The sequence below is a fragment of the Methanimicrococcus stummii genome (assembly GCF_032594435.1).
GTDB lineage: Archaea > Halobacteriota > Methanosarcinia > Methanosarcinales > Methanosarcinaceae > Methanimicrococcus > Methanimicrococcus stummii.
In genome coordinates this window covers 968092-990526 of sequence record NZ_CP131062.1, presented here as the reverse complement: position 1 = coordinate 990526, position 22435 = coordinate 968092, and the positions used below count along the sequence as shown (strand labels likewise).

Annotated in this window: 18 protein-coding genes and 1 pseudogene; 10 read left to right on the top strand and 9 right to left on the bottom strand. The window is 44.2% G+C overall.

Going from position 1 to position 22435, the window contains the following annotated elements:
- Positions 1-229: 229 nt before the first annotated feature.
- Together larB and larC are read left to right on the top strand one after the other, a co-directional pair.
- Positions 230-1039 carry a nickel pincer cofactor biosynthesis protein LarB gene (larB, locus tag MmiEs2_RS04815; protein WP_316558752.1) on the top strand — a complete coding sequence of 270 codons (810 nt, stop codon included), beginning with the start codon at positions 230-232 and terminating at the stop codon, positions 1037-1039.
- Entirely contained in the window at positions 1036-2247 is a 1212-nt protein-coding gene (gene larC, locus MmiEs2_RS04810; protein WP_316558751.1) for a nickel pincer cofactor biosynthesis protein LarC, read from the top strand. Before larB ends, larC begins: the two co-directional genes overlap by 4 nt.
- Positions 2248-2879: 632 nt before the next feature.
- On the opposite strand, the gene pheT is transcribed toward larC, so the two are convergent.
- A complete protein-coding gene (gene pheT, locus MmiEs2_RS04805) occupies positions 2880-4523 on the bottom strand; it encodes a phenylalanine--tRNA ligase subunit beta (RefSeq protein WP_316558750.1) in 1644 nt (547 codons plus the stop codon).
- 444 nt (positions 4524-4967) lie between these two features.
- Here pheT and thsA point away from each other — a divergent pair, with 444 nt between their 5' ends.
- A complete protein-coding gene (thsA, locus tag MmiEs2_RS04800; RefSeq protein ID WP_316558749.1) occupies positions 4968-6617 on the top strand; it encodes a thermosome subunit alpha in 1650 nt (549 codons plus the stop codon).
- A gap of 271 nt (positions 6618-6888) precedes the next feature.
- On the opposite strand, the gene MmiEs2_RS04795 is transcribed toward thsA, so the two are convergent.
- Positions 6889-7158 (bottom strand): elongation factor 1-beta, encoded by a 270-nt coding sequence (locus MmiEs2_RS04795; protein ID WP_316558748.1) that lies wholly within the window; start codon positions 7156-7158, stop codon positions 6889-6891.
- 42 nt (positions 7159-7200) lie between these two features.
- Positions 7201-7365, bottom strand: coding sequence for a zinc finger domain-containing protein (locus MmiEs2_RS04790; protein ID WP_316557606.1), 165 nt, complete (start codon positions 7363-7365; stop codon positions 7201-7203).
- A 482-nt stretch (positions 7366-7847) separates the two neighbouring features.
- On the opposite strand from MmiEs2_RS04790, the gene MmiEs2_RS04785 reads away from it, so the two are divergent.
- From MmiEs2_RS04785 to dnaJ, 4 genes are all read left to right on the top strand, one after another.
- Positions 7848-8144 (top strand): hypothetical protein, encoded by a 297-nt coding sequence (locus tag MmiEs2_RS04785; protein WP_316558747.1) that lies wholly within the window; start codon positions 7848-7850, stop codon positions 8142-8144.
- A 309-nt stretch (positions 8145-8453) separates the two neighbouring features.
- Positions 8454-9089, top strand: coding sequence for a nucleotide exchange factor GrpE (locus tag MmiEs2_RS04780; RefSeq protein WP_316558746.1), 636 nt, complete (start codon positions 8454-8456; stop codon positions 9087-9089).
- Between the two features lie 144 nt (positions 9090-9233).
- Positions 9234-11192, top strand: coding sequence for a molecular chaperone DnaK (gene dnaK / locus MmiEs2_RS04775; protein ID WP_316558745.1), 1959 nt, complete (start codon positions 9234-9236; stop codon positions 11190-11192).
- Positions 11193-12169: 977 nt separating this feature from the next.
- Positions 12170-13336 (top strand): molecular chaperone DnaJ, encoded by a 1167-nt coding sequence (dnaJ, locus tag MmiEs2_RS04770; protein WP_316558744.1) that lies wholly within the window; start codon positions 12170-12172, stop codon positions 13334-13336.
- Between the two features lie 115 nt (positions 13337-13451).
- Here dnaJ and MmiEs2_RS04765 read toward each other — a convergent pair whose 3' ends face one another.
- Entirely contained in the window at positions 13452-14021 is a 570-nt protein-coding gene (locus MmiEs2_RS04765; RefSeq protein ID WP_316558743.1) for a ferredoxin domain-containing protein, read from the bottom strand.
- Positions 14022-14123: 102 nt separating this feature from the next.
- On the opposite strand from MmiEs2_RS04765, the gene MmiEs2_RS04760 reads away from it, so the two are divergent.
- Positions 14124-15158, top strand: a complete 1035-nt coding sequence (locus MmiEs2_RS04760) for a serine/threonine-protein kinase RIO2 (RefSeq protein ID WP_316558742.1) — start codon at positions 14124-14126, stop codon at positions 15156-15158.
- Positions 15159-15269: 111 nt separating this feature from the next.
- Here MmiEs2_RS04760 and MmiEs2_RS04755 read toward each other — a convergent pair whose 3' ends face one another.
- From MmiEs2_RS04755 to MmiEs2_RS04735, 5 genes are all read right to left on the bottom strand, one after another.
- Positions 15270-15881 carry a DUF2284 domain-containing protein gene (locus MmiEs2_RS04755; RefSeq protein WP_316558741.1) on the bottom strand — a complete coding sequence of 204 codons (612 nt, stop codon included), beginning with the start codon at positions 15879-15881 and terminating at the stop codon, positions 15270-15272.
- Positions 15882-15903: 22 nt separating this feature from the next.
- Positions 15904-17040 carry a Swt1 family HEPN domain-containing protein gene (locus MmiEs2_RS04750; protein ID WP_316558740.1) on the bottom strand — a complete coding sequence of 379 codons (1137 nt, stop codon included), beginning with the start codon at positions 17038-17040 and terminating at the stop codon, positions 15904-15906.
- A gap of 226 nt (positions 17041-17266) precedes the next feature.
- Positions 17267-17446 carry a transcriptional regulator gene (locus MmiEs2_RS04745; protein ID WP_316558739.1) on the bottom strand — a complete coding sequence of 60 codons (180 nt, stop codon included), beginning with the start codon at positions 17444-17446 and terminating at the stop codon, positions 17267-17269.
- A 67-nt stretch (positions 17447-17513) separates the two neighbouring features.
- Positions 17514-18146: a tRNA (pseudouridine(54)-N(1))-methyltransferase TrmY gene (gene trmY / locus MmiEs2_RS04740; protein WP_316558738.1), complete on the bottom strand. Its 633-nt coding sequence runs from the start codon at positions 18144-18146 to the stop codon at positions 17514-17516.
- 136 nt (positions 18147-18282) lie between these two features.
- On the bottom strand, positions 18283-18984 hold the full coding sequence (locus tag MmiEs2_RS04735) for a Bax inhibitor-1/YccA family protein (RefSeq protein ID WP_316558737.1): 702 nt from the start codon (positions 18982-18984) through the stop codon (positions 18283-18285).
- Positions 18985-19210: 226 nt separating this feature from the next.
- Here MmiEs2_RS04735 and MmiEs2_RS04730 point away from each other — a divergent pair, with 226 nt between their 5' ends.
- Entirely contained in the window at positions 19211-20095 is an 885-nt protein-coding gene (locus MmiEs2_RS04730; RefSeq protein ID WP_316558736.1) for a Ppx/GppA phosphatase family protein, read from the top strand.
- A 238-nt stretch (positions 20096-20333) separates the two neighbouring features.
- Positions 20334-22304, top strand: a pseudogene (gene uvrB / locus MmiEs2_RS04725) (excinuclease ABC subunit UvrB); the annotation flags it as partial.
- Between the last annotated feature and the right edge of the window lie 131 nt (positions 22305-22435).

The following is a 22435-nucleotide window of genomic DNA, read 5'->3' as shown; positions in this document are numbered from 1 at the left end:
TATCATAATTTATATTGACAATATCATTTCGAAATCACAGGGAGTTATTTTTTAATTTCAAAAATATTACTTGCATTTATCACGATTGTTACAATCTTTTTTGAAAAAAAATCCTTCAAGTTTGGGTTTGCAGTATAACGGTATCGTCGGCCATAGTATCTAGTATTTATACTTCGGATTCATAAAATGTCAAAAAATTCTCACTTTTTGTGACATCCGAGGCTCAAAAATGGATATTCAAAAAATATTGGAACAATACCGCCGCAGCGAAATTGATTTGGCGGAAGCGGAGGAGACAATTCGCTCGATGGGTTTTTTATCCGTCTCAGACATTGCGCGCGTCGATACTTTCCGCTGCCGACGGACAGGCGTTCCGGAAGCAGTGCTGGCCGAAGGCAAAACGGATGAAGATTTGTTGGCAATCGTCCGCGCGCACGTTGACGCTGCCGGCCGCGTTTTGGTAACGCGCCTCTCCCCTGCTCAAACGGCGCTGCTGGAATCGGCTTTTCCAAACGGCGTTCAAAAAAGCCGCGCTCAAACGATTTGCGTCGTTCATTCCGAAGGGCGGTCTGAGCCGCCGAAAGGCGGCGGTGTTGTCGCAATCATTTCGGCAGGAACGGTGGACATCAAAGTCGCCGAAGAAGCGAAAATGACCGCCGAAGAAATGGGCTGCAAAACGATTGAAATTTACGATGTCGGCGTTGCCGGCTATCACCGCTTAATTTTGGAAATGGAAAAGCTTCGCGAAGCCGGTCCTGACGCGATTGTTGTCGCCGCCGGCAGAGAGGGGACGCTTCCGACGGTTGTTGCCGGAATCATTGACGCGCCTGTTATCGGCCTTCCGGTTTCCTCCGGCTACGGCGCGGGCGCGAACGGCGAGGCGGCGCTTTTGTCCATGCTTCAATCCTGTTCCGTCATCAGCGTCGTTAATATCGATGCCGGATTTGTTGCAGGCGCGTACGCGGCGCGAATCGCCAACCGAATGCAGACGGCAAGAGCCGGCCGTGCGCACGGAAATCACGGGGGAAATCATTCATGAAAGCGATTTATTTTGAGCCGTTTTCGGGGGCTTCGGGCGATATGATTCTCGGAACGCTTATTGATTTGGGCGCGTCGGCATCTTTTATTCAAAAACATATCGAAGCGATTGCAAACGTTTCAATGACTGTTCGAAAAACGAATAAAGGCGGAATTGTCGCAACCGATGTGTCGATTTCCGAAAATTCGCCGAACAACGCGCGTCATTTTTCAGAAATTTGTGAAATCGTCGCAAGCACGGGGTTACCCCAAATCGTTGAAGAAAACGCGCTTGCCGTTTTTGAAATTATTGCAAAAGCCGAATCCGCCGTTCACGGAAAATCGCTGAATGAATTGCATTTTCATGAAACCGGTCAAGACGACGCGATTGCCGACGTTGTCGGCTGCTGTCTCGCTTTTTATGATCTTAAACAAAACCCGAAAACCGCGTATGATGAAATCGTTTGCGGCGATATTAATGTCGGCGGCGGTTTTGTCAATTGCTGTCACGGCAAGCTTCCCGTTCCGGCACCGGCAACGCTTGAAATTTTAAAATCCGGCGGACTTTCATTTTACGCTGACGGCGATCGCGAACTGCTGACGCCGACCGGCGCGGCATTGCTTTCTCATTTCGCAGCGCCCGCTCAAATGCAAACGCAATCAAACAAAATCGTTTGCATCGGATACGGCGCAGGCGATGCCGACACGGAAACGCCGAATGTGCTGCGCGCGTCACTGATTGAATATTCCGGCTGCTTACCGTTTCAAAAAGAACAAATCGAAGTTTTGGAAACGAATGTCGATGACGTCACCGGTGAAGTTCTCGGAAATTTGGTTGAAAATTTGATGGCGTCAGGCGCGCTCGATGTTTCCGTTTTTCCGATTTATATGAAAAAAGGACGGCCGGCACATATGATTAAAGTGATTTCAAAAGTTGAAAATTCGGAAATGCTGGCGCGGCAAATCATTCGCGAAACCGGCTCTTTAGGCGTTCGCGTCATGCCGACCAAACACAGATTATCCGTCAAGCGCGAAATCGTTTCGGCAGCGGTCACGTTCGGCGGCAAATCATATGAAATCCCGTTTAAAATCGCCCGATTCACCGACGGGGAATTGATTACAATTTCAGCCGAATATGAAAATTGCAAACAAATCGCCGCCGGCACAGGTTTGCCGCTGAGAGAAGTTCTGCGGCGCGCGGAAGATGAAGGGCGGCAATTTTTCTCTTAATTTTTCTTTTTTTTAAGCAGTTTTTCAAATTTAATTTGTTTTTGTTTTTAATGAACAATTGATTCCACATTCGTTTTTCCATTTTTGCAGAACCTCTTTTTTTCGTATTTTTACGCATGCCGTTTTTTTGATTTTTCAAAGACGGGGGTCGGTTCACGTAAACAGATAACTATATATACACCTGTAATAATTAGAAACAAATAGGGTTAGGTAAACATAAGTTGTTTTACACTTTTTTGTCTGACGACACCAACCTCCGTAAAACAATCCTTATCATAACCGTAAGCAAAATGTTGACCCCCAACAACATTTTGGTTCAAATTATACGCCGCCGGAAAATCCCCAAAATAATGCCCGGCGGCAAGTTTTAAACCTCACATTTTTACTCGAAAAGATTTTCCTTTTTTTAAAAATTCAACTAAATTTGAGTTTTATCGTTATTATTTCTGTTGAAATATTATTTTTTCAAAAAAAGAAATTAATAAATGAGATGATTCAAAAATGAAATCGTTAAAAAACGAAAATAGTAAAAGATTAAAAAAAGTAAAAGATCAAAAAACGCACATCAAAAGTGAAATTATTTTAAATTTAATTAAAAAAAGAAAAACGGATGTAAAAAATATGTCTTTTGATTAGAAAATCAAAGACATATCCGCTTCAAATCCGATAACGGCGTAGCCGAGTTCAAAGGACGTTAAAACGCCCGGATGGAATTCTCCGAAAACGCCGATCTTTTTATCGCCGACGTAAATGTCGGCGGCTCTTCCCGAAAGGAACGCCGGATCGTCGGATTCTTTTAATTCGTATTCCGTTTTCATTTCTCTCAAAAACGCGTCGACCGTTTCGGACATTTCCGTAAAGTTCGCGGCGTGATGAATGGAGACGGCGGCAATTTTTTGATTATTTTTGCCGTTTACAGCCACTTCGCCGACTTCAAAAATCTTTTGCGGCAATTCCCGATGACGGTTCAATACTAAAATTTCCAAAAGTCCCGGAAGCAGCGTCGTTCGAATCATAGTTTGATCTTCGCTGATCGGATGCACGACATACGTCACGTCTTTTGTAATCGGGCGGCGCATGTTTTCAAAATGAATTTTTTCGCTTGTCAACGTAAACGGCATGACTTGGCTGTAACCGAGGCCGATCATAGCTTCGCAGGCTGAAAGTCTCGCGATTGACAACGGGTGAGATTTGCCGGCCGTATATGTTTCCGGTAATTTTGCCGGAATGTTCGCATAACCGTAACCGATTGCAACGTCTTCAATAATGTCATATTTGTGTAAAATGTCCGCGCGGTAGGCCGGCACGGTCACATCAAACGTCATCGGACTTTTTGAAATCACGGACGCGTCAAAGCCCATTTTCGCAAGGGATTGAATGACTTCATCGTCGGATAATTTAAAGCCGAGGTGCGTTTCGATTTCTTCAAGCGTGATTGTGTAAGCGGTCGGCTCCAAATTCGGAAGAATTATTTCGGAATCTTCTTTGTCCGCGCTTTCATCAATGATTTTGACGGCTTCAATCGTGCCGCCGCGCTCCGCCAAAGCGGTTACGACAATGTTTAACGCTGTGTAAACTTCTTTGCTTGTGCCGGTCACGTCAATGAATAATTCTTTTGTGGATTCCGTGACGGTTGTCAGGGTTCCGTTGATAATCGGCGGGAATGACAAAACGTTGCCGTTCGCGTCTTTGATGATCGGGTATTTTTTCATATCCTTAACAAGATGCGCGAATTTGACGCCTTTGGCGTGTTTTTCCAAAATTTCCGTCATCGTCATCTTTTCGGTATGATCCAGCGGAACAAAAGCGTAATCCGGTGATTCGGTCGTGTAGGTAAACGGCGCGGTGATGCCGGCCATGTCGTGGACGCCGATGGAAACTTTTTTGCGGCCGCGGCCGAGTGCCCAGTGCAGGTCTTCCTGCAAATCCATGAGCGATTTGATGGACGCGGATGTAAAAGACAAGTTGTGGACGACAGCGCAGCCGAGAACGGGGCGCACGTCTTTAACGTCCTTTTTAATTGTGATTTCAATTTGCGGCGGATTGACTGTGTATTTTTGAAGTCCGGGCGTTATGCCAAAAAATGCTTTCATTGCGCGAGAAACGCCTTCCGTGCTGTAAAGGTCGGGGCGGTTTGGGAAAAACTCGATGTCGATGGTTTCTTCTTCTACGCGTTCCACTTCGGCGCCGATCATTGAAACGTTGTCAATGATTTTCTGCCGGTCGATGCCTGAAAGCGTTTCCAGGTCCTTTGAATCAACAGTAATAACGGGCATAATTAATCAGATTTGAATTTTGAATATAAATAGTAATATTTTGAATAAATCGAAATTATAATTATTGTAATTTTGAACGAATGGTTTTAATAAACGCTTCCTTTGATATATGAATTATTCCGTTTGTTTGTTGTTTTCTTTTCGTAATTATTTTGTTTTTTAATTTTCGTTTTGTAATCGTTTGGCTTTGCTTTTTTAGTCGGGCGGACTGATTCAAAAACGTTTTGTGTCTCCTTTGTTTTTCTGCTGCTGATTTGCTTTTAATACCGACGGTTTTTTATAGAACTTTTATCAGTTATTTGTTAGATTTCTATTCGAAATTTCATCTTTTTCAAGTTCTTTTTGTTTTTTAAAACATCGCGATGCATCTTGAAAATTTTGTCTTTAATCTTTACGTTTATTTTTATCATCTATTCAATTATTCAAAAATCAGGAGACATATGAATGGCAAAAACAGGTCCGATTATTGTCTTAGACCCGGGAAAAGAAAGAACAAAAGGAAATGAGGCGCTCTTTATGAACATTAACGCGGCAAAAGCGGTCGCAGGTCTTGTTCAGAGCACGCTCGGCCCCAAAGGCATGGATAAAATGCTGATTAATAAAGTGGGCGTCGTCAGCATGACAAACGACGGCGTGAACATCTTAAAAGATATCGGCATCGAGCATCCGGCCGCTAAAATGATTGTCGAAGTCGCTCGCTCCGTTGAATCCACAGCCGGCGACGGAACGACCAGCTCCGTTATTTTCTCCGCCGCGCTTTTGGACAAAGCCGAAAAATTGGTGAAAAAAGGAATCCATCCTTCCGCAATTGTTAAAGGTTACAGAATCGCCGAGACAAAAGCGCTTGAGCTTTTGGAAAACGGTGCGATTGATGTCGCAAAAGGCGACCGCGAAGATATTCTGAAGAAAGTCGCGATGACATCGATTACCGGAAAAGCACCGGACGCACATAAGGAACATTTGGCGGATCTTTGTGTTCAGGCCGCGGAAATCGTTGAAGAAAACGGTTTCGTGGATGTTCGAACCAAAATCATTCGCGTTGTCGAGCTTCAGAGAAGAATGGAAGAATCCGAAGTGATCGAAGGCATCGCGTTGAACACGGGCGCGCTCAGCAGAAAAGCGCCGAAAAGAATCGAAAACCCGAAAATCGTTCTTTTGGACACGGAAATCATTGCCAACAAAACCAAAACCGGTTCTAAAATGGTTGTCAGTTCCCCTGAAGAACGCCAAAAAATCATTGACAGCGAAAGAAATGATTTGACCGCGATTGCCAAAAAGATTGTCGACACCGGTGCAAACGCCGTTTTCTCAACAAAAGTTGTCCGCGGTCCTGTTTTGGAATATTTCGAAAAGCATGATGTTTTCGTTTCCCGCCCGATGGAAGAAAAGGACATTGAAAACGTTTCCTACGCGACCGGCGCGAAAATCATCCGAAATCCCAAAGAAATCACTGAAAGTGATTTGGGCGGCGCCGATTTACTCGAGCGCGACACAAGAAACGGCGGCGGCAAAACATTCATTCGCGGCGGCCACAACTCAAAGGTCGCAACGATTGTCGTTCGCGGCGAAACGCTTCAGCACGCTGACAGCGTTGACACAGCGCTTGACGATGCGCTTTGGGTGATCAAGTCCGTCATCGAAGACGGCAAAATTGTCGCAGGCGGCGGCGCAAGCGAGATGGAAGTCGCGCTCGGCCTCTCGGCCTTCGCGCCCAAAGCAGGCGGCTACGACCAGCTCGTTATCGCAGCGTACGCTGCTGCGTTGGAAGAGCTTCCGAAGACATTAATCCGCAACGGCGGTTTAGATGTCATCGATCTTTCATTGGCGCTCCGCGCCGAACATTCCAAAAACAAAAACGCCGGCGTGAATGTTTTCACCGGCAAGATCACGGACATGTTTAAAGACGGCGTTGTCGACCCGTTCAGAGTCAAAGCAAACACCATCAAAGCGGCGACTGAAGCCGCAGTCATGATTCTTCGCATTGACGATATGCTTCGCGCAACCGTCACACGCGAGATTCCGGACGCGCCCGCCTCTCAACTGGCAGCCACCTACAACGGAATGGCACCGCCGCAGATGAACGAGCGCAGATAAGCAAGCGCAAAAATAAACATTTTTTAAAGACTGCTTTTGCAGTCTTTTTTTCGTTTTTCATTTATTTTGTTTTATTCCGTTTTCGTTTTTTGATTTTTTTCTCTTTTCGATTTTGTTTATTTATTTCAAAACCGCAGGCGTTTTTCAAATTGAGAAAGCGCCGCTTTGAAAAAGTCGGGATTCGGCTGTAAAAAAAGAATGTCTTCTGTCCTGCAAATTTTCAATAAAAAAGAACGAGAAATCGGAAATTCCGATTTCAATTATTTTAATTTTAAAGTCTGTCGAGGTTGATGACGCTGACACTTTCCGCTTCGGGAATTGCGTTTAATGCGTCTTCGACGGGTTCAATGCCGCCTTCGTCGTCTTCGACAATGACGGTCACAATCAATGCTTTCAAACCGAATGCAATGGGTTGCTCTTCGATCTCGCCGTTGAGTTTTCCGCTTGCAGGCATAGCTGCTTTGATTGCTTCTTTGAGTGCGTTTAAGTCTGTGTCAGCATCTGCCGGCATAACTTTAATTGTTGCTGCAACACCGCTCATAATTTCACCTTTTATTTTTAGTTAATGTTTTAAATTGCTCGCTCAGGGTCCGACGAATCCGCATTTTGTGCATTCGTAGGTGTTTGCGAGGACACGGCAGCTTTGGCATCTTCCGATTCCTTCGCCGCATTTCGGGCAGGGGAATCTGACGTTTCCGTCTTCGACGAGATTTTTGCCGCATGTTGTACAGTTATCGACTTTTGTCATCTTCTCTCTCCTATTTGATTATTGAATAAAATTGAATTAGAATTCATAAGACTGCAAGCACGAAAGCCGTCAGCCTGAATGTCTGCAATAATGACTCTGAAAAGATATCTTATGATTTAAAGTTTATTGCAGGATTCTTTTTTTGAAATCGCCTTTTGTTTTGTTATTTTCATTTTTAGCCGTATCCGTCGGACTTTAGTGCTGTGTTTGTTTTGACGGCGCAAGATAATTTTTAATAGTTGTATTTCTATCCCTTTATTTACTTCATTTGCCGGCCGCCATATTTGCCGGTAACGCTTTAGTTTTTAATTCACACAATTTCATGTCAGGTGGTGTTGTTTATCGCGCCGAGAAAATATTCAAAGAATAACAAATCGAGTTTTTCAAAACTCCCGTCATTAGGTAATAACTATTTAAGAACGTTTTTAATTTCATTGGCGATGGCTCTCTTCCTCGTTTTTTCCTTCTACGGGATTTACGGGATGATTTCTGAGTGGAGCAATCCGATTCCGATCGCGCTCGTTGTTCTCATCTTCGCCGTTTTGTTTGTCGTCGGCTACGAATTTTTTAATTCGCGCTTCGTTCGAAAAACGACCGCGCTCGTCGTCGCGTTTTTGGTCTCATTTTGTTTGACCATTATCATTATGGCGCTTGTCAAATTCGTCAAAATGGTGATTGCCGGAACCGTCATTGAAATCGGCTGGGAAATCTTTGTGATTGCAACCGCATTTTGTTTAATCGGCTCCGTTATCGTTTTGAAATATTTGGAAAATCTCTGATTTTCCTTTTCTTTTTTTTCTTTTCTTTCGTTTAGTTTCGTTCCTTTTTCATTTCTTTCTCTCTTCTCTCTAATTTTTCTGTTTTTCATTTTCCTGTTTTTATTTTCATGATTCTATTTTCATTTCTTTATTATTCGATTTTCGATATGTTTTTAATTTCCGATTTGAATACTAACCAAAGGTTATTCTTTTCATTGCATTCGTTTATTTTTGTAAAACTTTCAAAATATTGGAAATGCTTATATACATTTAATTTCTTGTATAATTCTGTTCAATTTATTTCTCTTTAGGAATTTAGGATGGAATTACATGAATTATACAGAAGAAAATGATGAATTCGTTTACACCGATTCTCCCGAATCGGCGGAATATGACGATTCTTTCATGTCAGAATGCATCCCCGAAGAGGACGGCGGAACAAACGCTGCGGACGACTCTGTCGATACCGGCCAAAGCGAAGCCACATCTTCCGAAGCCTCGGAAGAAAACGCCGCCTTATTAAAACGGGTGGAAGATTTAACTTCCGCGTATCTTACGCTTGCGGCTGACTTTGAAAACTACAAAAAACGCAACCAAAAACACATCGAAGAAGTTAAGAAATTCGCGAGCGAGCCGCTCATGTTAGACATGATTGAAGTCGCCGACAATTTCGAACGCGCTCTCGCGTCCGCCGAAAAAGAAACGGCTGACAAGGAATCTTTAATGGAAGGCGTGAAAAACACGTATCGCCAATTTATGACTTTCCTTGAAAACAACGGCCTTTCTAAAATTCCTTCAAACCCCGGTACGGAATTTGATCCGCATCTTCACGAATCTGTCGCTCAGATTCCGACAGCGGAATATCCCGACGAAACCATTCTTGAAGTTTATAAACCCGGCTACATTTTAAACACCCGGGTGATTCGTCCGGCAACGGTGACTGTTTCAACGGAGCCCGAAGACTGAAATCTCACACATTTCAACATTCATTATCAATCAATTCACACATTTCATTCAATTATCATTTCAAAATAATAAATTCATAAATTTACAAAAAATTTGTAATTTCTACTATATAATAAAAACAAAAAAAATAATAGGTGAATCAATATGGCAAAAATCTTAGGTATTGACTTAGGTACAACCAATTCATGTATGGCAATTATGGAAGGCAGCGAACCCACCGTTCTCCCGAACGCAGAAGGCGGCAGAACAACGCCGTCCGTCGTCGGGTTTTCAAAGAAAGGTGAAAAGCTGGTCGGCCAAATCGCCAAAAGACAAGCTGTTTCTAACTCCAAGAACACTGTCCAGTCCATTAAAAGACATATGGGTGACGCAAATTACAGAGTCACTTTAAACGACAAAGACTACACGCCGCAGGAAATTTCCGCGATGATCCTTCAGAAATTGAAGTCCGACGCAGAAGCGTACCTTGGCGAAACCATCACACAGGCTGTCATTACAGTTCCTGCGTATTTCAACGACGCGCAGAGACAGGCAACAAAAGACGCCGGCACAATCGCAGGCCTCGAAGTTTTAAGAATCATCAACGAACCGACAGCTGCCGCATTGGCTTACGGTCTTGACAAAGAAGAAGGCACAAAAGACCAGAAAATCCTCGTTTACGACTTGGGCGGCGGAACATTCGATGTTTCCATTTTGGAAATCGGAGACGGTATCTTTGAAGTTTTGGCAACCAGCGGTGACACCCACCTCGGCGGCGACGACTTTGACAACAGAATCGTTGACTACCTCGTCACGGAATTCAAGAAATCCCACGGCGCCGACCTTTCTAAGGACATGGCAGCTCTTCAGCGTTTGAAGGACGCCGCGGAAAAAGCAAAAATCGAGCTTTCCGGCGTGACCACCACAAACATCAACTTACCGTTTATCGCGCTCGGTCCGGACGGAGACCAGCTCCACATGGACATTGACATCACACGCGCGCAGTTTGAAAAGATGACCGAAGATCTTCTTGAGAAAACGCTTGTTTCCATGCGCCAGGCACTCGAAGACTCCAAATTGGAAATCGGCCAGATTGACAAAGTCATTCTCGTCGGCGGTTCTACAAGAATGCCGTCAGTTGTTGATTTAATTGAAAAATTCACAACCAAAAAACCTTACAAGAACATCAATCCCGATGAAGCCGTCGCAGTCGGCGCAGCGATTCAGGGCGGTGTTTTGACAGGCGACATTAAAGACATCCTTCTCTTGGACGTTATTCCGCTCACACTCGGTATCGAGACTCTCGGCGGCGTTTCCACACCGTTGATTGAAAGAAACACAACGATTCCGACGAAGAAGAGCCAGATCTTCTCAACCGCGGCCAACAACCAAACTTCTGTTGAAATCCACGTTCTTCAGGGCGAGCGCAGTGTCGCTTCCGGCAACAAGACGCTCGGCAGATTTATCTTAGACGGCATTCCGCCGGCACCGCGCGGCATTCCGCAGGTTGAAGTGACGTTTGACATTGACGCAAACGGTATCCTTCATGTTGATGCCAAAGACCTTGGTACCGGCAAGAAGCAATCCATCACAATCCAAAAACCGGGCGGCCTTTCCGACGATGAAATCGACCGCATGGTCAAAGACGCGGAACTCCACGCCGAAGAAGACAAAAAGAGAAAAGAAGAAATCGAAATCCGCAACAACGCCGATTCTCTCTTAAACGCGGCCGAGAAAGCTGTCTCTCAAGCACCGGCAGACATCGGCGTGACCGAAGCTCAGAAGAAAGCTGTTGAAACCGCAATGGCCGATCTCAAAACAGCTCTTGAAGGATCCGACGTTGACGCGATTAAAGCAAAATCCGAAGCCTTGGAAACCGCTGTCTATCCGATTTCCGAAGCTTTGTACAGAAAAGCATCCGAAGCCTCTCAATCCGCAGGCGCTGACGCAAATGCAGGATACGATGCGCCGCAGGAAGACTATGCGCAGGCTGAATACACGGAAGCCAACGACGAAGTCGTTGACGCCGAATACGAAGAAGAGCCGGCTGAAGCATACAACGATGCCGACGCGTACGAAGAAGCCGCAGACGCAGCTGACGAAGACGCTGAAAATAAAGAATAAATAAAAATTTAAGCGAAATTAAAACTCGCGCAGCACTAATCGCAATTTGAATTCATCCGGATTCGATTTATCGAATCCGGTTTTTCGCGATTTAAAATTTATGTCCGCTCTTAAAATATCGAAATAATCATTTCGGTTGACTCGACGGATTTCACGAAAGCTTTGATTCGGCTGATTTTTCAGCCGGCGATGTCTTTCATCACGCTTATTCGGCGTGAGGCAATTTCAGATTCATTCGAATAAACATATGCATACCCCATGCAAACCAAATATCATGTAAACCACCCTGTAAAACCAAACCAAATTCGAATGATTCCGGATTGTTTTCTTTAATCGCCGGGTAATACCAAAAACGTGCCCAAAAGCACGATCACATCAAAAAAAGGTTAAAACCAACGAAACAACAAACCTTTCAAAAACGAAAAAAATGTCCCAAAACGAATAAAATAGACCGTGTATGAAGAGTATCCGCCGGTTGATTCAGCGGATACTTTCATTAGGTAGGTTATTTGACGGGATTTGATGTTCGTGTTTTTGGGTAAATCCTGTCGAATGCTTTTCGCATTCAGGCTTATAATAAATATTACACCTATTTCAATATTTCAGGTCAATATGACCGCCTTACCGAGACAAATGCCGATTTAACTCAATCTTTTATCGTCAATCATCGAATATATTTGAAAATCTTTAAAGTTTATTAAAAAGTTATGATTTATTAAAAAGGGATTTTAAATCTGAATTATTCTATAAATCAAATCTGAATTATTCTATAAATCTCATAAATTATTTGTCTTTCATCTTATCATCCATCTTATCACCCTCTCACTTCCACTTCACCACATTCATTACTACATCCATTACTACATCCATCTCACAATCCATCTCACTACCATCATCATTATATCAATGCAAATTGCTTGCGTTATTCATACTATCATTTATTTACATCATTTATTAATTTTAAAAAAGGGTTTCTTATGACATCGAAATCAGATTATTATGAAATTCTCGGCGTTTCAAAAGACGCATCCGACGACGAGATCAAAAAAACTTACCGCAAGCTTGCGATGAAATACCATCCCGACAAAAACGACTCTCCCGAAGCGGAAGAAAAATTCAAGGAAATTTCAGAAGCTTACGCGGTTTTATCCGATTCTGAAAAACGCGCTTCTTATGACAAATTCGGCCACGCCGGCTTTGACAGCCAGTATTCTCAGGAAGATATTTTCAGAGGCGCCGACTTCAGCGATTTCGGTGATATTTTCGGCGACATTTTCGGAAATATTTTCGGCGGCGGTTTTGGCAGCACTCGAACACGCGGTCCGCAGCGCGGTGCGGATTTACAATATGAACTCCGCTTAACGCTTGAAGAAGCGTACAAAGGAAAGACGGTTGAAATCGAAGTTCCGAAAATCATTACGTGCGATAAATGCTCGGGCACCGGCGCCAAATCCGGAACGGTTGCAAAAGCTTGCCCCGAATGCCGCGGCAGCGGAAATGTGCAGCGCACAATCCAAACGCCTTTTGGCAACATGATTTCTCAATCCACTTGTCCGACTTGCCACGGCAGCGGTCAAAAAATCGACACGCCTTGTCCGAAATGCTCCGGCAAAGGAAAAGTGCGCTCGACAAAGAAAATGTCTGTTGCGGTTCCGGCCGGCGCGCCAAACGGTATGCGTCTGCGCTACCCCGGTGACGGCAACGTCGGCGATCCGGGCGCTCCTGCCGGCGACTTGTATGTCGTTGTCCGCATCACGCAAGACGGGTATTTCGTTCGCGAGGGTGATGATGTTTATGTCAATGTCGATTTGAATTTTATTCAAGCCGCGCTCGGAACGGAAATTACAGTCCGAACGCTTGGCGGCGACGTCATGATGACGGTTCCCGAAGGCACTCAAAACGGCAGCACTTTCCGTTTGAAAGGCAAAGGTTTCCCGCGCGTTAACAGCAAATCCGTCGGCGACCAATATGTGACAATCAATTTGATTACGCCCGACAAGCTTTCTACCGATCAGCGCAAACTGCTCGAAGATTTCGCGAAAACATCCGGATTTGACACAACCACAAAAGCCGGTGTGAAAAAGAAAGAGAAAAAAGAGAAAGGCGGTTTTTTCAAAAAAGTGAAAGAAGCTTTTGAAGAATGATTCAATCGAATCATTCTCATTTTATTTTTTGTTTCTGTTTTTTATTTAACTTTTTTTTAATTATTTTTAATTATTTTTAATTCTTCTGTTTTTGATTTCTGATTTTTCAATCATTTTATTTTTTCATTTGTTTTGCCGCTGCCATTTCCGCGCGGTCAAAGTAAATACTTTTGCCGGACATTGAAAGCGGAATCGCGTACGCGCATTCGGCATCAATTAATCCGATTTTACAAGCCGCGGCGCCGGCCGAGTACATAATTCTGTTATCCAAACACATGTCTTTCGCTTTTGCGGCGGCCGAGCCGAGCGCGATTCCCAAATCAACGGATTTGACGGAACAAATCGGGCCGACAAACGGCGTGTCTTTGGTTTGTTCGTGTTTTTTAAAATCGGCGCACGTTTCAAATCCGCAAGTGCCGCAATTGAGTCCGATCGGGCGCGATTCTTTCAAACCAATCATCACAACGGCATCGGAATTTCTTAAATTTTCAGCGTCGCGGATTAAAAACGCGCCGAGTTTTTCGGCAAGATTTTCCATCGCGGCGGCAACGGTTTCAATCTCATCGCCTTCCAAAAGGTAAGTTACGATATTGTCAAAACCCTTCGCTTTCGGCGCGGTTCTGGCGGCCGCCAAAATTTCAAGCGCCATCTGTTCAATTCCGTCTTTTTCGCAGTTAACTCTCATAAACCGAAAATGATTCGTTTTCTTATGAGCTTTTCGTTTTCCGGTTTTTATTTGGCCGGCTATACAAAAAGTTTCTAAATCCGAACCGCTTATACTTCGTTCATGCTTGATGACACATTAAAAGTATTCAAAGAATTAACGCCGCGAGATTTTCGAATTTTAACGGGCATTGAAATCGAAATGAAAAATTTTGAATGGGTTCCCGTTCCCGAACTTCAGAAATATGTCGGGCTTCCGGCCGAAAAACTGGCTTTTCATTTAGAACGTCTGCGCCGCAAAAAAATGGTCGTCAGCACCATTGATCCTTACATCGGCTACAAAATTTATTTCGAAGCCTACGACGCGCTTGCGCTTCACACTTATGTTCAGCGCAAAACAATTGCTGCGGTCGGCAGTGAAATCGGCGTCGGCAAAGAATCGGTTGTCATCGAAGTGCTCAAGGAACCGGAGATTGAAATTGCCGAGCCGGAAGTTTTGATTCTCAAACTTCACCGCGAAGGCCGAACCAGTTTCAAGCAAGTCAAACGAACGCGCGAGCATTTGGTCGGCAAAGAGCATTTTTCATGGATTTACGCGGCAAGATTGGCGGCGAAACGCGAATTTACGATTATGAAAAGTCTGTATCCCGACATTTCAATTCCGAAGCCGATTGACCAAAACCGGCACACGATTGTGATGGAAGTCGCCAAAGGCAGCGAGCTTTCAAAGACAAAAGTGCTGGATCCGGAATGGTATTTAGATGAAATTCTCAAACAAATTCAGCTGATTTACGCGAAAGGAATTATTCATAACGACCTCAGCGAATACAATATTTTCGTCTCCGACGAAGGCGTTCAAATCATCGACTGGCCGCAGTATATCACAAAAGACCATCCTCACGCCGAAGAACTGCTTCGCCGCGACATTGAAAATGTTTTGAACCATTTCGCGAAAAAATATATGGTTGAGCGCGATGCCGATGAAGTTTTGAAAAACATTTTGGAAAACACGACATTTGAAGGCGACATCACAAGCGAGCCCGGAATCGAAGATCTGGTGACCGGCGATGATTTGGCAAACGCCGAAATGATGACGGAAGATGATTTTAAAGAAGGCGAGTTCGCCGAAGATTTCGATGATTTTACGATTCAAGAATAAAATGTAAAAAACAGAAACTCAAAAATCCAAGTCAAAAATGTTTCAGTCAGCCGCGCGTCAAAGGTCGCGCCGGCTGCAATATTTTTTAAAAACGAAAAAGGCCGGCGGATTTTAATCCACCAGCAAAAGTCCCCACCATTTGACTTTGTCGCTGACGGGAAATTCTAAATTCATATCGACATTTTGAAGCGTTCCGACAACGTCAACGCCGACGGCTTCCATTGACGGTCTTGCTTTGTAAGGCGTTTTGCACTCGCCGCCCGTTTTCACGCACCCGTCGCAATAATGGCAGCTGCCGCCCGTAAATCCGGCGGCGAATCGGTATCCTTTTTGAAGTGAAACGGCTTCCATTTTTAATAATATTTCAGACAAATCCGTTGATTTTTTGCGGATTTCGTTGGAAACGTCTTCGGAATCAATGAGTGACGCCGGTTTCGGCGGATTGTCATATTGCGTTGAAAGCAAAATCGCGAATCGGTAAAGCGATAAATATTTTCTGAATCCATCCGGTGTCGGCACATTCGGCGGGCAGACCAAGTCGCCGTAATGGCGGCAGAGCGGAACAAAGCATTTCAAACGAACGCGGTCGTCAACGATGATGTCTTCCGCGTCAATGTAAAGCGCTTCAACCGCGCCGGCACCTTTGGCGGCTTGAAGCAAAACGGCAACGTTTTCCTTATCCGTTTGGCTGAGCTTTCCTTTATTTTTGCTTTCCTTTGACATTCTGTCCCTCTCACATTCGTTTTTATTTCGCTTTTCCTTTTCCGGCCGGCTTGTCGATGATTTTTAAAATGTCTCTTGAATACAAACTGAGGCGGATGTAATCGTCATCTTCCAGCGGTGTATGATGCATAATCGCGTTTCTGATCGGGTCAAGTTCTTTTAAACGCTGAATAATCCAGCCGCGGTCAGGGAAATATTCTTCAAAAGCGTCCCAGGCAAACGGATTGTTGATGATTCTGCGGTAATCGCTGAAACTCGCGTAATTAATCAGCGGCTCGTTCGTGCTTCTTTTCTTGTCTGCGTTCGTTCGGTCATTCATGATTCGGCGTTCGTTCCAGCGGTCCGCCAAAAAGCTCATGTCGGTGCCTTTCCACCATTCTTTTCCGAAACGCGCTTCAACGCGATCGGAAACAAAAGAGCGCAATTTTTCTTCAAGCTCTTTGAGAATCAAATAACTGCTTTCGGAATCCGCGGCTTGTTTGGAAGATGTTCTTTTCGGCGCGGTCTCACCGAGCTTTTCGATTTTTTCCGTCACAGGCTTAATCGCTTCTTCTTCCATGTACAAATTTTTCAAATCATATTTGACGGTTAATTTGGAATTTGCGCCGCCCGGCGGCTTAATATCTGTAATTTCAACGTCATACAAACGGTCGATTCGGGTTTTCATCGCCGATGTCACGGTCGGCATTTCGGATTTCAAACCCATATCGGTATGAACATCGCCGGCAATCAATGTGATTTTGTTCTGCCCCTTTAATTTCGCCGGCTTAAAATAATTCTGATAAATATAAAGACGAACATTGTCCGCTTTTGTCATATTTTTTGAAAATTCGATCGGTGCTTTTGACGCGGGCGCGGCGGCCGAGACCGGAGCGGCAGTCGTCCGCTTGGCGGCGGCAGGAATCGCTTTTGCCGCGGGCTTGACCGCTGCTTTTGCTGCCGGCTTGGCTGCTGCTTTTGCTGTCGGCTTGGCTGCTGCTTTTGTTGCCGGCTTGGCTGCTGCTTTTGCCGCCGGCTTGGCTGCTGCTTTTGCCGCCGGCTTGGCCGCAGCTCTTGTCGTCGGCTTCGCTGGTGTTTTCGCTGCGCTTTCTTCCTCTTCATTCTTTTTAAGCGCGAACGCTTTTTTCAAAAAATTGCCGACTCCTTTTTTCTCTGCCATAATCTCTCTTCCAAAAATAATAATCTAAAATAAAAATGATTTAAAATATTTCTTTTGTTATTGAAAATCTGTTGTCGCCAACACTTTTCAATTGATTTCTTATCCATAAAATAGGTTATCTGATATATAAAAGGATAAGGGCTGAATACAAACAGCGAAATCAAAAAAGGGGGCGGCGTTAAGCCTTTAATTAAAAAAGAAAAATATGAAAATGATTGAAAATCAATCATTTCGGCGCGTAATAACATCTCTTAGGGGAGTCGACAAGTTCCAGTTTCTTTAAAGACGCAATGATTTTGCTGACTTCTTTGCTGTCAATGCCTGTCGCTTCGGCGACATCGCCGGGTCGAACGGGTTTTCCGATGTCTTTCATCGCTTTGAGAACTTTTTCTTCATCAGGGGTCATTTTATTTCCTCGCAAATTTTATCGAACAAAAATGTTCTATTCATTATCGTTTCTTTTGTTTTTATATTTATTCGTTTACAAGTTCATTCGGCATTGCTCTGTCAAGCGCGTTTAAAATCAGCGTAACGCACTGGCTTGAAAGCAATGAAATCGGCCCGACGGAAATCTTAGACGCGCCTGCGCCCTCAATTGTTTTCTCATCGTCTTCAAAAACGCCCTGATTGTCGCCCAAAATGTAAACGCCGTTTTCCAAAAGCGCGGCGGACTGCTGGTTTTGAATCATTTCAAAAACATCCGCGCCGTCTTCTTTTAAATAAAACAGCGGGCGCGATTTTTCAGAAATTTCTCCAAGCAGCTGCTCCAACTTTCCGTATCTGACAAAAACACCCGGAGTCGATTGTTTCTCAACATCCGCCGCGTCAATCAAAAGCGCCTTTTGAATCAGCGACCCCGAACTTCTTTCATCCGGATTGAGCATGCGCATGGTTTCTCCGTTAAACCGAACGATTTTATCCGGTCCCGGTTCGCCTTTTAAAATCAGCCAAACATTCACGTCGCGTCTCATTCCAAATGAAATGAAAAGCGCCGACGTGACGCAGCGGCACAAAACATCCATTCTTCCGGCCGAGCCCGGCAGATCATTTAAAGAAATCTTGCCGCCGTTCACGGCTTTGTTTCCGATAATCACAAAATCTTTCATGGCGATAATTCGACAGTCATCTATAAAGCCGTATCTCTCGAAACGGTTGAGATTAAAAAAAGAAACGAAAAAAGAAAAGAAATATGAAAATGTGAAATTATTCACATTTTTATTTCAATTTTTGGATTTACTTTGTTTATCTTCTGTCGCCGAAAATGCGAAGGAGATTGATAAACAGGTTGATGAAATCCAAATAAAGATTCAAAGCGCAAATGATTGCCAAGTTTTGAGAGTACGGCGCGCCGTATTCAATCGACTGCCCAATCTTTTTGATTTTTTGCGTGTCATACGCCGTCAATCCTGCAAAAATCAAAACGGCGGCGACGCTTAATATGAAATCCATAATCACAGCCGTTCCCGGCGCAATCATATATAATATAATGTTAACAAGCGACGCGAGAATCAAGCCGATTAACGCCATTAGGAAGAATCTTCCAAGGCTGCTCAAATCTTTTTTAATGAAATAGCCGATCAAACTCATGCCGACAAACATTCCGGCCGTAATCAAAAAGACAACGAAAACGGAGCTGAGCGTGTAATACATGATAATCGGCGTCAATGTAATGCCGCTGACAAGCGCGTAGAAAATAAATGCCGCCGTTGCCATTCCGGGCGACATGGATTTAATTTTCCAGCTCAAAAGAATAACAATTGCAAGCTCGACAATCACTAAAACAAACATCAGCATTGTCCCGAGAAACATTGCCTGAAGCGACGGGCTTGAGTAAATCGCGTAAGACGCGACAGCTGTAATGATCATTCCGACAAACATCCACAAATAGACTTTTGACAGAAACTGATTTCCGGAAACGTCCGGCGCGTAATTATTTAAGCTCATTATTTTTAACCTCCTAAAGGGGTATCGTTTTTTGTTTTGTTTTTATGTTTTTGCTTGTTTTTCTTTTCGATAATTCGATTAAAATGATAAATTCGGCGCGCGAAAAAAGCGCCCGTTCTCTGATAAATACGCGCTTCCTTTTATAAAATTTATTGCACGCCTTCAAACAAAAGCTTAAAACAAAGAACAACTTTCATTTTAACAACGAAAGAAAACGGGGAATTTTATGATTTTTGCAACGATTGATGTCGGGTCCAACGCGATTCGTTTGCTGCTGACGGATGTTCGTGCCGTCGAAGACGAAGTTATTTTCGAGCGCATGACAATGCTCCGCGTTCCCGTCCGCTTGGGCGAAGATGCTTTTTCGCGCGGCAAAATTTCGGATGACAAGGCGAAAATGCTGATTAAAACCATGTGCGGCTTTCGCGAAATCATTGACGGCTTTCAAGTGGCCGACACAATGGCGTGCGCCACGTCTGCTCTTCGAGAAGCGAAAAACGGTGACGCGATTGTTCAAAAAATCAAAAATAAAGCCGGCGTTGACTTAAAAATCATTGACGGCAAAAAGGAAGCTAAGCTGATTTACGCGAATCATATCGAACAAAACTTCGATCCGCGCTATTCTTATCTTTATATCGATGTCGGCGGCGGCAGCACGGAAGTGACTTTTGTCGGCGGCGGCAAGAAAAAATCCAAATCCTTTAACGTCGGCTGTATTCGTTTAAAAGAAGGATTTGTTTTAAAAGAAACTTGGAACGAAATGGACAAGTGGCTGAAAAAAACCGTTCGCGGCAAAAGTGTCGTCGGGATCGGCAGCGGCGGCAACATCCGCAGTTTGTATTTGCTCGCGGGAAAAGTCAACAATGAGCCGCTGAGGGTTTCCGATTTGAGCGGTGTCAGCAAAATGCTGCAAAATTATTCCCTTGAAGAGCGCGTCACCGAACTCGGGTTAAAACCCGATCGTGCCGATGTCATCGTTCCGGCCTGTTACATTTATCGGCACATTTTAAAAGTGTGCGGTATCAAAAAAATCTATGCGCCTGTCATCGGTTTGTCTGACGGCATGGTGCACGAGCTTTACTCAAAACACAAGAAAAAGTTTATGGAATAAATAATGTTGAGAATTTATTTCCTGAATGATCTGTTTTTCAGCGACAGTATTCTCTTTTCATTTTTATTTCTTTCATATCAATTTCATTTCCTTTTATTCATTTTCATCTTTGAACACTTTCACATCGGTCATTAAGAATTAATATAAGAGTGTACAATTTTTCAATTCAATTGAATTTTCAATTATAGTATTATCATTTAATTTCATTTATTACAAAAAAACGAAAGCTGTGGAATTTATGGACTCAAAAAAAGATTTGGAAATTAAAACGCGTAAGCGCGATTCGCCGCCGTTTAAACTTGTTTCTGAAATGTCTCCGAAAGGCTCTCAGCCGGAGGCGATTGCTCGATTAGCCGAAGGTGTCAATCGCGGCGACCGTTTTCAGACGCTTCTCGGCGTGACGGGTTCCGGAAAAACGTATACGATTGCAAACGTTATTGAAAAAGTTCAGCGGCCGACGCTTGTCATCGCGCACAATAAAACGCTTGCAGCGCAGCTTTACAACGAATTTAAAGAGTTTTTCCCTGAAAACCGCGTCGAATATTTCGTTTCTTATTATGATTATTATCAGCCGGAATCTTATATTCCTGCAAAGGATCAGTATATCGAAAAAGACGCGCAGATCAATCCGAAAATCGAACAAATGCGTCTTGAAGCGACCGCGTCTTTGGTTTCCAGGCGCGATGTTATTGTCGTTGCTTCCGTTTCCTGTATTTACGGTCTCGGCAACCCTGAACGGTTTGAGCAGATGGGCGTTGAAGTTTCTGTCGGCATGCAAATGAAGCGAAACGATTTGATCGGCCGGCTGGTTGACAGCCAGTTCGAGCGAAACGATTTGGATCTTGCGCCCGGCCGCTTCCGTGTCAAAGGCGACACGGTTGACGTCATGCCCGGTTATTACGAGAATATTATTCGAATCGAATTTTTCGGAAACGTTATTGATAAGATTTCGGAAATTGACGGCTTGAACGCGACGAAAAATTTTGACATGGATTCTTTTTTCATTTATCCGGCGCGTCACTACGTTGTTCCCGATAATGAAGTGGACCGCGCGGTTAAAGCGATTTTGGAAGAATTGGAAGAGCGTCTTCCCGATTTGGATATGTTAGAAGCGCACCGCTTAAAACAAAAAACGCTTTACGATATGGAAATGATTCGAGAAACCGGCAGCTGTAAAGGAATTGAAAATTATTCGATGCACTTTGACGGTCGAAAACCCGGCGAGCAGCCGTATTGTTTGATTGATTATTTCCCTGATGATTTTATGATTGTGATTGACGAGAGTCACCAGACGCTGCCGCAGGTTCACGGCATGTACAACGGCGACCGCGCTCGTAAAAAATCTTTGATTGATTACGGGTTCAGGCTTCCGAGTGCGTTTGATAATCGTCCGCTTCGGTTTGAGGAGTTCGAAAATTATATGAAAAATACAATTTTCGTTTCGGCAACGCCCGGCGATTATGAAATCGAACAATCGGTTCAAGTCGTTGAACAAGTGATTCGCCCGACAGGGCTTGTTGATCCGATTGTCACGGTCCGGCCGATTAAGGGTCAGGTCGATGACATTATTTCAGAAATTCACAAAGTTATTGCAAACGGCGACCGCGCGCTTGTGACGACGCTGACAAAACGGCTTGCGGAAGAGTTGACGGAATATTTGGCGGAAGCCGGCATTAAGACCCGATATTTGCATTCCGATATTAAAACGATTGAGCGGACGGAAATTATCCGCAATCTTCGCCTCGGCAATTTTGACGTTTTGGTCGGCATTAACTTGCTTCGTGAAGGATTGGACATTCCCGAAGTCGGTTTTATCGGTATTTTAGATGCCGACAAAGAAGGTTTCCTGCGAAATTCTCGAAGCCTGATTCAAATTATCGGCCGCGCCGCGCGTAATTCCAATTCAAAAGTCGTTTTGTACGCGGACAGGATGACCGGATCCATTCAAAACGCGATGGAAGAAACAGAAAGGCGCCGTAAAATCCAAATGGACTTTAACGAGGAACACGGCATTACGCCGCAAACAATTATTAAACCGATTCGTGAGCAAGTGGCCGAGATTTCGGATGTCAAATATGTTCCGAAAGCCGAAATTCCGAATTTAATCATTCAATACGAGGCGGAAATGAATCTGGCGGCGGAAATGCTGGACTTTGAGCGCGCCATTCAAATGCGCGATATCGTTCGGGATTTGGAACGGAAATTGCGCGGCGAGCCCGACGGCGGAAAAACAAAAGGCAAAGGCAAAAAGAATTCGGCCGAAGACGACGGTGCAGTCGGTATCGGTGCCGGTAACGCAAGCGCAGGCAGCAATTCAAAAAAACCAAGCGCTTCAAAATC